At 57.0% G+C, this 12,558-nt stretch carries 12 protein-coding genes; 1 reads left to right on the top strand and 11 read right to left on the bottom strand.

Annotated elements, in window-relative coordinates; translation table 11 throughout:
• Position 1 precedes the first annotated feature (1 nt).
• Positions 2 to 1,114, top strand: a complete 1,113-nt coding sequence (locus tag AC5E6W_RS17435) for a pyridoxal phosphate-dependent aminotransferase (protein ID WP_491753604.1) — start codon at positions 2 to 4, stop codon at positions 1,112 to 1,114.
• A gap of 205 nt (positions 1,115 to 1,319) precedes the next feature.
• Here AC5E6W_RS17435 and AC5E6W_RS17440 read toward each other — a convergent pair whose 3' ends face one another.
• From AC5E6W_RS17440 to AC5E6W_RS17490, 11 genes are all read right to left on the bottom strand, one after another.
• The gene (locus AC5E6W_RS17440; protein WP_491753605.1) at positions 1,320 to 2,039 is read right to left on the bottom strand and encodes a cupredoxin domain-containing protein; all 720 of its coding nucleotides are present in this window, start codon (positions 2,037 to 2,039) and stop codon (positions 1,320 to 1,322) included.
• Positions 2,039 to 3,652 carry a hypothetical protein gene (locus AC5E6W_RS17445; RefSeq protein WP_491753606.1) on the bottom strand — a complete coding sequence of 538 codons (1,614 nt, stop codon included), beginning with the start codon at positions 3,650 to 3,652 and terminating at the stop codon, positions 2,039 to 2,041. Before AC5E6W_RS17445 ends, AC5E6W_RS17440 begins: the two co-directional genes overlap by 1 nt.
• Positions 3,633 to 5,528: an ATP-binding protein gene (locus AC5E6W_RS17450; protein ID WP_491753607.1), complete on the bottom strand. Its 1,896-nt coding sequence runs from the start codon at positions 5,526 to 5,528 to the stop codon at positions 3,633 to 3,635. Before AC5E6W_RS17450 ends, AC5E6W_RS17445 begins: the two co-directional genes overlap by 20 nt.
• Positions 5,500 to 6,240 carry a response regulator transcription factor gene (locus AC5E6W_RS17455; protein ID WP_491753608.1) on the bottom strand — a complete coding sequence of 247 codons (741 nt, stop codon included), beginning with the start codon at positions 6,238 to 6,240 and terminating at the stop codon, positions 5,500 to 5,502. Before AC5E6W_RS17455 ends, AC5E6W_RS17450 begins: the two co-directional genes overlap by 29 nt.
• A 406-nt stretch (positions 6,241 to 6,646) precedes the next feature.
• Positions 6,647 to 7,474, bottom strand: coding sequence for a methyltransferase domain-containing protein (locus AC5E6W_RS17460; protein ID WP_491753609.1), 828 nt, complete (start codon positions 7,472 to 7,474; stop codon positions 6,647 to 6,649).
• A 147-nt stretch (positions 7,475 to 7,621) separates the two neighbouring features.
• Complete coding sequence (locus tag AC5E6W_RS17465; RefSeq protein ID WP_491753610.1) at positions 7,622 to 8,905, bottom strand: O-antigen ligase family protein; 1,284 nt, start codon at positions 8,903 to 8,905, stop codon at positions 7,622 to 7,624.
• A 39-nt stretch (positions 8,906 to 8,944) separates the two neighbouring features.
• Positions 8,945 to 9,268: a c-type cytochrome gene (locus tag AC5E6W_RS17470; protein WP_491753611.1), complete on the bottom strand. Its 324-nt coding sequence runs from the start codon at positions 9,266 to 9,268 to the stop codon at positions 8,945 to 8,947.
• 149 nt (positions 9,269 to 9,417) lie between these two features.
• Positions 9,418 to 9,780: a cupredoxin domain-containing protein gene (locus AC5E6W_RS17475; protein ID WP_491753612.1), complete on the bottom strand. Its 363-nt coding sequence runs from the start codon at positions 9,778 to 9,780 to the stop codon at positions 9,418 to 9,420.
• A gap of 231 nt (positions 9,781 to 10,011) precedes the next feature.
• On the bottom strand, positions 10,012 to 11,301 hold the full coding sequence (locus AC5E6W_RS17480; RefSeq protein WP_491753613.1) for a hypothetical protein: 1,290 nt from the start codon (positions 11,299 to 11,301) through the stop codon (positions 10,012 to 10,014).
• Positions 11,291 to 11,449 (bottom strand): FAD-dependent monooxygenase, encoded by a 159-nt coding sequence (locus AC5E6W_RS17485; protein ID WP_491753614.1) that lies wholly within the window; start codon positions 11,447 to 11,449, stop codon positions 11,291 to 11,293. Before AC5E6W_RS17485 ends, AC5E6W_RS17480 begins: the two co-directional genes overlap by 11 nt.
• A gap of 212 nt (positions 11,450 to 11,661) precedes the next feature.
• On the bottom strand, positions 11,662 to 12,489 hold the full coding sequence (locus AC5E6W_RS17490) for a WecB/TagA/CpsF family glycosyltransferase (RefSeq protein ID WP_491753615.1): 828 nt from the start codon (positions 12,487 to 12,489) through the stop codon (positions 11,662 to 11,664).
• Between the last annotated feature and the right edge of the window lie 69 nt (positions 12,490 to 12,558).

Below are 12,558 nucleotides of genomic sequence, written 5' to 3' on the forward strand. Positions count from 1 at the left end.
TATGGCGAACGTTGAAGCGTACCCTTTGCATGGCGGACAACTGAAACAGATCGCAGAACGCTTTGGCATTCCGGTCACCCAGCTTCTCGACTTCAGCGCCAACATCAATCCCGCCGGCCCACCGCCAGCTGTCGCCACGACCTTGCGCGAGAGCCTCGAAGATCCAGCAGCGCTGATCGAGTATCCCGACCTCCAGCTGACCGAGCTCAAACGTTCGATCGCAGACTATGCGGGGATTGGCACACAGAACCTCAACGTCTCCAATGGCTTCGTTCCGTTGCTCGAAGTCGCATTGCGTATGCTTCCCATTCGGCGCTGTTTGGTTCCAGTTCCCGCATTCGTGGAGTATCGGAAAGCGCTCGAACGTGGCCGCGTGGAGACAGTGCCCCATCCGCTTTCTCCTGACTCCGATTTCAAGTACGACTGCGACGCGATGCTTGGGACACCTGTGGACGCTATCTTGCTCGCCAACCCCCAGAACCCTTCGGGGGTCAGTTGCAATGCCGTCTCCATGCGCGAGCTTGTTGCAAGGGCGGCCACAAGAAAGAGATACGTCTTGCTGGATGAAGCCTTCGTCGACTATGTTCCCGAGCGCTCTCTCACAAGGGACATCAACGAGTTCCACAACCTGATCGTCTTTCGATCAGTCACGAAGTTTCACGGGATTCCCGGCCTGCGGGTCGCCTATGCGGCCGCGTGCTCAGCTCTCTCGACGCTGATTGGCGACAACCTGCCGCCATGGCCGGTAACGACACTCGCCGCTCGGGCGGTGATCGCAGCGCTTGGCGACCGTGCTTATGCCGATCGCTCGATCACTGAGAACATAGAGAGACGAACTCTGCTGGAGCGCGACCTAGAAGGGCTTGGCCTCTGCATATATCCTTCATCGGCGAACTTTATCCTGTTCCGGCTGCCAACAGAAATCGCCGCCGAGGACGTGTGGCGGCGCATGATTCTCGATCACGGGATTGTTCTTCGCGTCTGCACAAACTACGAGGGGCTGCAGGATCGACATCTCCGTGCCAGTGTCCGCACGCCTGGCGAGAATGAGCGGCTCGTTAAGGCGTTGGCTGATGTTCTGGCCATAGCTCGACTGCATGGCAACCACGCCTGACCGTACTCGTCGCTGCAGGTCGTGTTCAGTTGCCTGACCACTGCGAGTAGACCTTACCGGCGATGATTGCGGCTCCGGCGCCATTTCCACCTCTGCGTCGACCCAGCGATGGGCCCCCTCGCGAAACCGTATCGGTGGCTCCCAGCTACGGCTCTCGAAATCAACGAGCTATCTTCGCGTCATCTGCGCGGCGCCGCTCCGGGGCCTAATACGGCGATTTTGGGCTTTGATCATATGCCCGGCCAAACTTGTTTGTGTGCGTCATCGGGCCGGTTCCACTCATAGGAACGATCACATCGCCAAGGTCGATCGGTTTTCCGGTGACATGCACCTGTCGGGCGAACTTTTCCAGCGTGGACTGCGGGACACCCTCAACCCAAAGCTCCATCCTGTAGGCGCCGGGGGGAATATTGTGGATGACTAACAAATCATTTCCATCGGCGACTGCGTAGAGTGGGGAGGAAAGGCTGAGCACAACCGCGCTCATCTCCGGATGGATGTTGCAGAAGATATACGAGACGCCCTCTCGTGAGAAGGTAACCGACTTACTCGATCCGGCCTCGTAAAGGCCAAGATCGAAGCGTTTCCCATCGAAGAGCGAAAAAACATTGTGGAAAAACGGATCTGCGTTCGGAAACTGAATCACGCTCCCGACAGGAATTACCTGTAAATGTGGGATAAAGGTGCGATTTTTCTGCAGCAAAATGTAGCGCCCGACCTGAGGAAATGGGACGGCGGGCGTTCCGGCCAGCGGTTCGAGCCAAACAACGGCCGGAACATTGTGGTGCTTTCCCGGGCGAGGGGAAGTGAGATGAAGGCGCAACTCGGCGACGGGAGTGTCTGGAGCCGGGCCCAATGCCGACAGGTTTCCTGCCGCCAGAACGGCCGCGCTCATCATGCAAAAGCTGAGGTTCTTGAGCTTCATCAGAACTTGTATCCGACAGCTACACCGACGATATTTGTTCTATAAGGAGAGCCCCTGACAGGCCAGCTCTCCAGGTTGCGATATTCCAGGGAAAACATGAGATAGGCGGCCGGGCTAAAGATGAAATTGCCGGTATAGGTCTGATTTCTCGAGAGATTCTGAAACACCGTTCCGCCAGGGACGGCATAGCGTCGGAGCTCTCGGGCGAAATCGGTATCGAGTCCGAAGGCCGCATTGAATTCCAGCTTCTCGTTAAACCTCTCTTTCAGCTGCGTCCAGCCACCCACATCACTGAGGGCACGGAAATAGTATTCGGAGGAAACGCTATCGAGCCGATAGCCATAATCTTTGTAGGCTCCTCCGCCGAGCCCCCCCAACCCGAGTCCTCGATAGAAGCTCCCGGTCAACTCCAGTCGACCAGGAAGAGCCAAACGGGCATCGAGCGTGCCTGCCCACGCATCGAAGCGATGTCCCGATGGCAAGACGTGGGGAGCGAAGTATCCACCGACGCCAAAATGATTGCCTTCCTCATGTTGCTTTGAGCCAAGCCATGCTATGCGGGCTTCGAGTCCAGGCCAACGGCTTTGCTCCGCAGATGTGGGAAACGTCGTAGGAGAGGTGGGGCTCGAAACCCCTGAAAGTGATATCGGAGCATCCCCGACATCAATCAATGCGGCCTGAAAGCGAAGATCGTGGGAGCTAGGCAGATCGAAGTCCTGTGTCACACCCACTTGAGGATTCCATGTCCAAAGATTTCCTGACCATGCCAACGCCGGCTCCGCCACGGCCGCCAGCGATGTAGGGGTGTCGGGGCTAAAGAGCGGGCGGTCGAGGGAGAAGTACGCTTCCGTGTGATCCCATTGCAGCCCTGCGTGCGCGGTTCGGAGGCGTAGAAAGGTGCCGTTGTCACTGTAGTATCCCGTATAGGAACCCACTGTGGCGGCGGATTGGGTTGTGCCGTCGAAGTCGACGCGTAGGTCCGCATAACTGCGTGCCCCAAATACATGGGGACCAAGGGCATCAAAGCCCAGTATGGTCTGGCGTATTGAGGCTCCGGTGCTCCCGGAGCCAGGCAGAGCTATTGTCGGCGTGGCCGGCTTGTCCACGGCGTTCGTGTTCACGAAACCATTGAGTAGCACAAGGCCCGTGAGCTTGACTGGGAACTTCGATTCACTCTCCACCTTGGTCTGTTCGTGCGTTGCAATCTGCGATTCCTGGATCGCTTGACGTTCCCGGATATCGTCGATGGCGGTCGCGGTCGCCGCCGGTGGCGCGGGTATCAGAGAAGACGTTGCGGAGTCTGGCGTTGCCGAAGATGGCGGCGATGGAATCTGCTGATGCTGCGTTACTGGCAGTTGCAGGGCCTGTAATTGCCGCCGCATCTCGTCAAGTTGGCGCTGCGATTCTTCGAGTTGGCGCTGCGATTCTTCGAGTTGCGCTTGCGTACGCGCCATGGCATCAGTCAATTGCTGAACACGTTGCAACAAGACCGATTGGTCCGTGATCTGAGCATGCACAACCTTTACCGGCGCGCCGAGCAGCGCAAACAGCAGCAGCGCCTCCCGCCAACGGCTCCGTAAACCTCGGATTCTGCTAGGTCCAAACATTCTCATGTGCGGCGACCTGATCGTGACGCTTTTCCGGCGATGAGTCCGCTGCGTCTTGTTTGCGAACGTTGCGCTCCACTCTCAGTTGAAAAATCGTCTCGCCGGGGCGGGTACTGAGTAGAACGACCTCTCCCCCGTGCTCCATAGCAATGCAATGAGCGAGCGTAAGACCAAGCCCTGTTCCCTTCTGTTTCCCTTCACTCACAAAGGGATCAAATAGACTTTCTCGAACGATCTCGGGTACGCCTGCGCCGTTGTCGGTGACGCTGACGATGATATGTTCCTCCTGCGCCTCAAGTGCAACACTGACCGCACCCGGTATCAGGGCCGAGCGGGCGGCCTGACAGGCATTGAGCAGAAGGTTGTAGATGGCGCGCTCCATCTGCTTGCCGTCTACCACTGCGGAGGTTTCGCCGGCGTTGCCGTAGCACGCATTGAGTTGGACTCCCTCCGCGTCGGGATGCGCGCGCATCAGCGAAAGGGAGCGTTCGATCAATGTCGCCATCAGTTCCGGTGATCTTCTTAGGGAATTGCCAGTGCGGCTGAAGATCAACAGCGACTCGATCATGTCGGTCGTCCCAAGAACAGCCGTACGGATGTCGGCGAAGATCTCCGCTCGTTCCTCGACGGAGAGGCTTCCAGATGCCAGAAATTCGGCGTTGGCATAGACCGCAGCGAGATAGTGGCGCAGGTCGTGAGAGACTGAGCTCGCCATTCGCCCGATGGTCGCCAGCCTTTCGGACTCGAGCAACGCGCGATTGGCCTGCTGGATTTCGTCGCGCATGCTGGCGAAGGCAGAACTCAGCTGCCGCACCTCCGACGTGCCATAACGCGGGATGCGGAAGTCGCGATCGCCGAGGCCGAAGGCACGGACGCTGCGGGAGAGTTCCTCAAGAGGACGGGTCAACACACGCGAGAGAACGATCATCAGGATGCTGCCAGATAGCAGCGCCAACAGACCGGTGCTCAGGACCATGCGATCGATGCGAGCGATCCAACTTTCGGCCGGCGCGAAGGATTTGAGAACAACCAGCCGAAGCGGCGACGATGCAGTTGCGGAGAGATCCTGCGTCGCCGCAAGGAAGCGCGTGCCTCCAAAGGTAACCGCAGAGGGAGACTGAGGGGGGCCGGACAACAGTCGTGGCGTGCCTCTTAGACTAGCCTGGACCGAGGGGTCCAATGTGCTCGCGACGATATGACCTTCGCTAAGAAAGGTGGCCTCAACACCAGTGGGCTGGCTGATTTGCCGGACTGTGCGTTCGATCGAGACGCCGCTGATGACGTAGCCCAGTAATGTCCCGTCGCCATCGTTACCAAAATAGAGTGGGCGGAGGGAGCAAGCATAGAGGGACTTGCCGTTGATGAGGTAATGCTTCTCCGGAGAATTCACCAGAGTCTTCAGTTGGTTTCGAAGAGCCGCATCAGGAGACGTTCCCTTCGTATACGCCGCTATCACCCTTCCCCCCGGATCGGCCAACGCAAACAGATCCGTGCCACTAAGCTGCCAGAATTCGACAGCACCATCCTGAATGGTCAGATCATCTCCGCTGGTCATGAGGGCCTTGAGCGTGGGAAGCTCCGAGAGCAAAGCATTCTCACGATCGAGAGCGCTGAGCCGTTCAGCCTGCAGGTTTTCAAAAGTGATGACGGAATGATTTAGATCCTGGGATAAGTAATCGGTGACCTGCTCCCGCAGCCTCTGCCTGATAAGCAAAAGGCAGACCGCTGTGACGATAACCGTGACCAGGGCCATTGCGAGAACAAGAAGCACATGCGTCCGAAAGTCAAGCTTCTGACGGAGACGAGCCACCATGGAGCCGCGTTTCTGCTCGAAGGTTGCATCGGGATGTGCGTCACAGAACAAATTTGTACCCTGCGCCATAAATGGTCAGCAGATACTTCGGATTGGCAGGATCCGGCTCGAGCTTCTGCCGCAGCTTCAGTATTTGATTATCCACCGTCCGCGTGGTGGGGTACGCGTTATATCCCCAAACTTCGTTGAGCAGGATCTCGCGAGTCAGTACGCGATCGATGTTCTCGGTAAAGAACTTCAGCAACTTGAATTCGTGGGCCGTGAGGACCAGTGCCACCCCATCCCTGCGAGCCGTCATGCTCTTGAAATCGATCTCGGAGTCGCCGAAGCGGAAAACGTTCGAGGCTGCAGGCTTACGCTGTCGCCGAATGGCTGCCTGCACGCGCGCCAGCAGTTCTCGTGGACTATAGGGCTTGGTCACATAATCATCGGCGCCCAGTTCTAGAAGCAGGACCTTGTCGACGACTTCACTGATCGCACTAAGGATGATGACCGGCGTTTCGCTGGAGAGATTCTTAAACCTCTGACAAAGCTCACGACCAGAGATCCCGGGAAGAATGAGGTCCAGAACTACAGCGAGGGGCCGCTCACTGCGAAACAGGTCGAGACCAGTTTGGCCGTCGCCGGCCACTACCACGGCGTAGTGCTCGCCGGCGAAGATCCTGCGAAGCACTTTCTGCATTCGCGGATCATCTTCAATGACCAGGATCGTCCCGAGGTTGGTCGAATACGTGGGTTCAACCTCCAGATCTTCTTCCGTCCAATCGGTATCCATCACCATGAATGCAGACCTCGCTGCTTTTATTGTGGTCGATCGCGCCGGCAATATCCAGAACGAGGCTTCAAAATGACAATCGAATGACAATCTGGAAAGCTTTCGAGGCAGATCCTGCGCGGCACGCGCGGGATCGGATAAAACCGGTGCTCGAATGCGCCAAGGGCGATTTTGGGATTCGCTGGATCAGATATTGGCGATGGGACGCCGGTTAAGGACTCGGCCTTTCGAATCAGCTCCTCCGAGGTCTCCGGCCCGACACCAGGTACGGGCCGAGCCAACCGTCCGGTGAGCCTGCCAACTTCACAACCCAAGGTTCTCGGCTGCAGCGCCAGGTCTCGAAACGCAAGCGATTGCAGCGCGGTTCGCATGTATGGTGATGGCAATCCTGGATGGAATCAGCGAATGGTCTTCACTTCTCATCCTTGATGAGCACGCAAATCTGAAATGACCGGAACGATGGCCAGACGCGGAGAAGTCTCGCGATGATGCGCTTGATGGATTGCCCGCCACCGGGAATCCAATGGAAGTAGTAGTGATCCACAAGCCGCAGGCCGACATCGTATGCGATCTTGCGAAGCTCGCGCTTAGTGTATTCGCGGACATGTCCTGGATTGGTGGCGTATAGCCGCAGCCGTTCGTAGGGATTGCGGCCCGCCATCAGTAGCAAGCGTTTGCTGATATCGGCAGCGTTAGGGGTTGTGCAGATGAGCACCCCCCGCTCGGAGAGCAGAAAGCGCAGGACAGCGAAGACGAACTCCGGCGCCACGCAGAGGTGCTCAATCACCTCCGAGAAAACGATCAGATCGAAGCTGCCACATACCGGCCAATCGGAAACCTCAGCTGAGTTTAGGAGATCGAATGTAATGTGCGGCACCTCTGCCATGGGGGTCAACTCGCGGTGGCCGCCATCGTCGAGGGAGGGATCGAGGCCCAGCGTTTGGATGTTCTTGTAGAACGTCCCCAGATAAGCAGTCAGCTCACTTCGTCCGATATCGAGTACGCGCACTGAAGCGTCCGGAACCTGACGCTGGCAGAGACGCAGAATGTCCGCGAAACGAGCCTTGTGCGTCGCGAGATATGTTTGCCCCGACTCCTGACCACAGGTGATTGACTTCTCGGCTTCGAGCAGTTGGGTCAGCACGCGTCCTGCTTCCAGTCTGCCAGGGGCAGACGCGGAGCCGACCAGATTTCCGACGATATCTTGCAACGAATCCATGAATTGAGACCTCACATCCATTACTTCCAATAATTCGTGCGGGCCTACTGCAGCCAGACGGGACCAGGAACGCTGCGAATTTTGATCAGGCTTATGTCAGCTAGTGCCTCGAGATTGTCGCTTTCTGATTCCCGTTAGCGTAACTCCCCTGATAACTAAGCTTATGATCTACGAGTCCGCAGGTGCGGCATTCGCGAGCCTTGCCAGTCTGATCTCTTCGAGATCGAGTCCGGGCAGCGGTTGTCTGGCTGCTGCACAGGCCTTCTCCATCAGGAGACTGAACATTACGATCGCCCACAATGGAAGAGAGAGATCAAAGGTTTCTGTATCGGTCAGGCCGCGTATCAAGACAAAGAAAAGCATAGCGTAGTAGAGCGTTTTCAGGGGCCCAGGAACAAGCCTTCGAATCTGCAGGAAAACGCTGCCATAGAGGCCAAGCATCAAGCAGATGCCAACAGCTCCGTAGGAATAGAACTGCTGGATCAACTCATTGTGAGCATGCCTTGCCTCAAATTCTCCGAACGGTGGTATCACCTTCCACACGGAATGAAAGCCGTGCCCGATCCAGGGGCTCTGAATCGCTTCATTGAGGATGAAACCCCAGATGCCGATGCGGCCGGTTAGAGTCTCGGGGCTGTTTCCTGCACTTGTGTAGACATCGAAGTATGAGCTCAGAAGACTTGCAAATGCCGTCGCAATCACCATGGCCGCAAGGATCAGCCTGGCTTTGGTTTTCCGGCTGATGGATTTGTCATTTACGAGCAAGAATGCCTCGGCGACCAGAAACGCCAGGATCGACGTTTTGCTAAGGCTACGCAACAAGGTCACAGCAAGAATGAATGCCGAAATTCCCCACTTCCCTTGCTTCAACCGTATAAGGTACTGCAGGGGAAACAGGGCAAACGCGCAGAGATAGCCGATCTGGTTCGGGCCCAGCAACTCATCATCCCCAAGCCGGAGGTCGGAGCGCGCAGGCATGAGCCACGCAATGATCGCAACCGCGCACGCGCCCCACACGAAGCCCTTCATCAGCGCGGAGGCTACCTCATCGATCGGACCGACGCGAAACAGAAGAACAACCATTGCGACGTCAGCAGCCATCGCACACCAAAAGACAATCGCCGCCGAAAAATTCGCTGATACGGTCCACAACAAACTACAACCGGAAAAGCAGAGAAAGAGAACCACCCAGCGGACCGCAGACAGGCGCCAAATCTTTATGTCTTCGCTGACATCGCAGCCAATCGATTGGAAAGCAACCAGCACGAGCATCAGGAAGTTCAGCACCAAGCCAACTTCAACGCCTGTCTGGTCGTCTGCCCCGAAGAAGCGCACGGCAAGAACCAGGATAAAGAGACGAAAGGAAAAGAAGAACCCCGTGGCGAACGAAAGTCCCGTCGCCGCAACGAGCACGACATGCTGTTCTTGGCGATCTCCGTAATTCATATCCATAGCATTCGCCTGAGCCAGGCTCTACCGAGCCCAACGATCTCAGTGGTTGTACATGTCGGGTACGCCCTGACTGCCTGCTGGAGGCAACCGCCGTAGAAAGACGATGATTGACCAGAGCTCATCGTCGCTGAGTGTGCCCTTCGATCCCGGCATCCCCGACGGGCCGATTCCGTTGTCCAGAATCCATTTGAGTTGGCCATCCGTATAGTGCTGCACGTCCGACGAAGCGAGCGAAGGAATGGGTGGCGACATGTGAGCTACAAACGGAACACCTGTGTTTTGGCCGTCGTTGCCGTGGCACGCAACGCAGTAGTGGGAGAAGGCTTCTTTTCCATCGGCCCAGGTTTCGGCGTTACTTGGCAAAGGATTCTTCTGGCTCTTGTTTCCGATGAGCAGATGATGTTTCGCGTATGTGACGCTCTTGGTCTCAAACTTGCCCGGGGGGGTGGCTTTGCAGCCGACTAACCCGAGCAAGATGATGGCGGCAGGCAGTACGGTGGGCGCGCGCACCGCTAGTCCACCACGTGTAGAGTTAATGACATTCCGCCGTGGCCCGATCCGCAGAAGACGGAACAGTGGCCGACGAAGTCGCCCGTTTTATCCGGCGTAAAGCTCAGTTCGGCCGCGTTGCCTTTGTCGATCTTCGCATTGAGGTTAAGCTCACGGAAGCGGAGACCATGGGCTACGTCCAGGCTCCGAATGACCAGCACGACGGGCTGCCCTTTCTTCAGCGTGACCTCGCCCGGCTCATACGTGAAGCGCTTTGCTGTGACCTCGATCCTCCTGGGCGACGCCTGTGCATGATTGATCGGGGTGACAATCACCGCCACGGTGACGATGGCGAGGATTGCCAGGAGCCTGAACTTCAATTTCATGAATTCTCCTTGTGTATCGGGCGTGCTGGATAACCGAAGACATGCGCCTGGGCTCCCAGCCACGTCGAGTTCGGCCGTATCCACTGGCCATAACCAACGTAGTCAGCCACAGTCTGCGAGTTGTCATACAGCGGTTAGCGAATTGTCACGATTTCATCGCGGCTGAGCCATCACATGCCAGCTGCACGCTCACTGACAAATGAGGAGGGAGTGCTGCATACCTGGAGCGGCTTACAGTGCGTGGCGACCATCGCATACAACCACCGGCATTGAGGTCGGGGCTTGCGATCCCAACTCGCGGACAGCTTCGAAGCGGCGCTCAAACATTGAAAACGCCCAGAGACCGAAAAACAATGCGCCGACCGAGAGATAGGAACATTCATAGGGAAGCTTTCCCGTGCAGAACGCCTGTGCGGCGATCGGGGGAAGAAGCATAGCGAAAGTCGCGAGGCTGAAGATAAGGAAGATTCGACGCATATCCATGTGAACAAAGACCGAGGTGCAGACTACAGCGAGCCCCATCAACGGAAGGGTCCATTGAGGGTGCAGGACGGCCGGAAGATAGCGCAGCTTGCCCGGATTCTGATTGAGTTGACTCAAGAGGTTTGTCACTGGGTGAGGCATGAAGATTGGTAGAGTGACAACTGCAGCCGTGATCAGAACCACTCCGAGCGAGACGGCGGACCGCAGCCGCGTTGCACGCTGCAGCGTGAATACGAGCAAAGGAATAAGGAGGAGCGGATAGATGCCGCGAGAAGAAAGCGCCAATCCGAGAAAGACCGCCGAGGCGATGGAGACGTAGGGCGGCCGGTTCAACGATTTGACAAAGCAGAAGATGGCGATGGCAACGTAAAAGATGTTGGCCAGGTAGTCGCCGCCCGAAGTCAGATCACTGAGATTGGATGGAGCGAAGAGCAGAAAAACAGCTAGATACAGGATTGCAGTCGCGTGGTAGCGAAAGAAACGGACCGTGAAGTAGAAGAATAGCGCGAGCCAGAGAAAGTTCTGCCAGGCGACGTGACCGATTGCGAAGAACGGTGTAGCCAACACGAGCGCACCTGGCAATGGAGTCGGTGGATTACCCAGGAAAGTGCGTGAAGCGTATGGGGCTTGGTGGTGACGAATGGCATTGAGTTCCAGCCGTATCGCATCTTCTCGATCCGAGCGCTGATTGACCGGGTGTTTCAGCGAAAGCGGATACAGAACCACCATCGCGGCGGAAAGGACGAGATACAACAGCAGTATCCAACCCATGCCGATCTGCCGGCGCGTGTAGTTCAGGCGGTCGAGCCCGTACATCGCGAGCATGATCGAGATCACGCAGACGAGCGTCGCGATCGCGGCCTTCGGCCGCGAGAGATACTTCCATATCGGCGCGAGAGAACACAGTGCCCAAACAGCGCAGATACCTACGAGGAGCGGCAGGTGGGAACGTAGCCGACGGCCATTACCATTCTGAAATACGGCCGCAGTCTCTCCAAAGGAAACCTGAACCCCTGCAGCAGAGAGTTCACACGCCATGGAAGTCCCCGCACACCTTGTGCTCAGGGTCTTTGGCCCACTCAATCAGCACCGTTTCGCGGCCTGCTTTCGCGAGTGCTCTCGAGAGAGCCGATCCCGCCGGTCCGCCGCCGACAATCAATGCGTCGTTGCGAAGGGAAGGAGTCATGGCCACATGCCTCCACAGATGCACCAGTCCAGCTCACAAGCCCCAGCGCTTGATGGAGGCCTAACAAACATGGAACCTCATCGTCTGTACAGTGATGCCGCGGCCAAAGGTCATCCTGCAGCCGCGTTTGCCTGGCCGTTCCAAGTAGATGAGACCAGCCGGTGCATACAGCTGCACAGCGGTTGAGATATTCGCGATGCACACGGGCGTCATCATCCCACCTCAATTTTTTTTGGTGTATCGGTCGCGGCTACGTCCGCAAGGATTGGGTACCTCCGCACGCCAAGAATCTGCAACGTAATCTTCCACATGAACGCAGAATTGTTGCGGAGATATCGCTTCCAAAGACGCTTGGGATCCTGGCAAAGCCGGTGCAGCCACTGCAGACCGGAGCGTTTGATCCAATTGGAACAATCGCGAAGCCGTCCGGTGTGATAGTCGAACGCCGCCCCAACCCCTACCAGCAGCGGCACCTGGAGGCGATCCATGTATTGGGCCATGAAGCGCTCCTGTTTGGGGGTGCTGATGCCTACCCACAGGATGTGCGGCTTCGACTCCTGCACCAGCTTGAGCACCTCGTCCTCCTCTTTCGAGGTGAGGCTTCTAAACGGCGGCGTATACGTCCCTACAACCTGAAGACCGGGAAACTTGCTCTCGAGAGACTCCTTCAGCAGTTCCGCAACTCCCGGTTCTCCACCATAGAGAAATTGTCGGTAGCCTCTTTCCACCGAGAGTCTGCACATCGCCGCCATGAAATCAGGCCCACAGACCCGGTCCATGTGGGCAAAGCCCTGGAGATGTCCCACCCAGGATGTCGGCATCCCGTCCGGCGTGTTCATGAACGCATGATTCAGGATGTTCCGGAAAACGGGGTCTGATTGAGCCTCCATGACGCCATGCACGCCCGAGACACAGACGTAGCCACGGTTCTCGCCATCGATCCATCGGCGCGCCATGTCGACTGCCCTGGGAAGATCGATGGCAGAGACCTTCACTCCGAGGACATCGGCGTACTCATGATCGAATACAGAATCAGACATTGAATTCCCTCCGGCACAACGGCAAATTGAGTTGACCTGAGCACGTACTTGCAGAGCTAACCGCCAATA

The sequence above is a fragment of the Bryocella sp. genome, assembly GCF_058498515.1.

Coding starts and splice junctions, on each gene's coding strand:
- AC5E6W_RS17485 (WP_491753614.1), bottom strand. CDS start 11,449: ATGACTCCTTCCCTTCGCAACGACGCATTGATTGTCGGCGGCGGACCG.
- AC5E6W_RS17475 (WP_491753612.1), bottom strand. CDS start 9,780: ATGAAATTGAAGTTCAGGCTCCTGGCAATCCTCGCCATCGTCACCGTG.
- AC5E6W_RS17450 (WP_491753607.1), bottom strand. CDS start 5,528: ATGGCGCAGGGTACAAATTTGTTCTGTGACGCACATCCCGATGCAACC.
- AC5E6W_RS17490 (WP_491753615.1), bottom strand. CDS start 12,489: ATGTCTGATTCTGTATTCGATCATGAGTACGCCGATGTCCTCGGAGTG.
- AC5E6W_RS17480 (WP_491753613.1), bottom strand. CDS start 11,301: ATGGCGTGTGAACTCTCTGCTGCAGGGGTTCAGGTTTCCTTTGGAGAG.
- AC5E6W_RS17460 (WP_491753609.1), bottom strand. CDS start 7,474: ATGGATGTGAGGTCTCAATTCATGGATTCGTTGCAAGATATCGTCGGA.
- AC5E6W_RS17465 (WP_491753610.1), bottom strand. CDS start 8,905: ATGGATATGAATTACGGAGATCGCCAAGAACAGCATGTCGTGCTCGTT.
- AC5E6W_RS17455 (WP_491753608.1), bottom strand. CDS start 6,240: ATGGTGATGGATACCGATTGGACGGAAGAAGATCTGGAGGTTGAACCC.
- AC5E6W_RS17445 (WP_491753606.1), bottom strand. CDS start 3,652: ATGAGAATGTTTGGACCTAGCAGAATCCGAGGTTTACGGAGCCGTTGG.
- AC5E6W_RS17440 (WP_491753605.1), bottom strand. CDS start 2,039: ATGAAGCTCAAGAACCTCAGCTTTTGCATGATGAGCGCGGCCGTTCTG.
- AC5E6W_RS17435 (WP_491753604.1), top strand. CDS start 2: ATGGCGAACGTTGAAGCGTACCCTTTGCATGGCGGACAACTGAAACAG.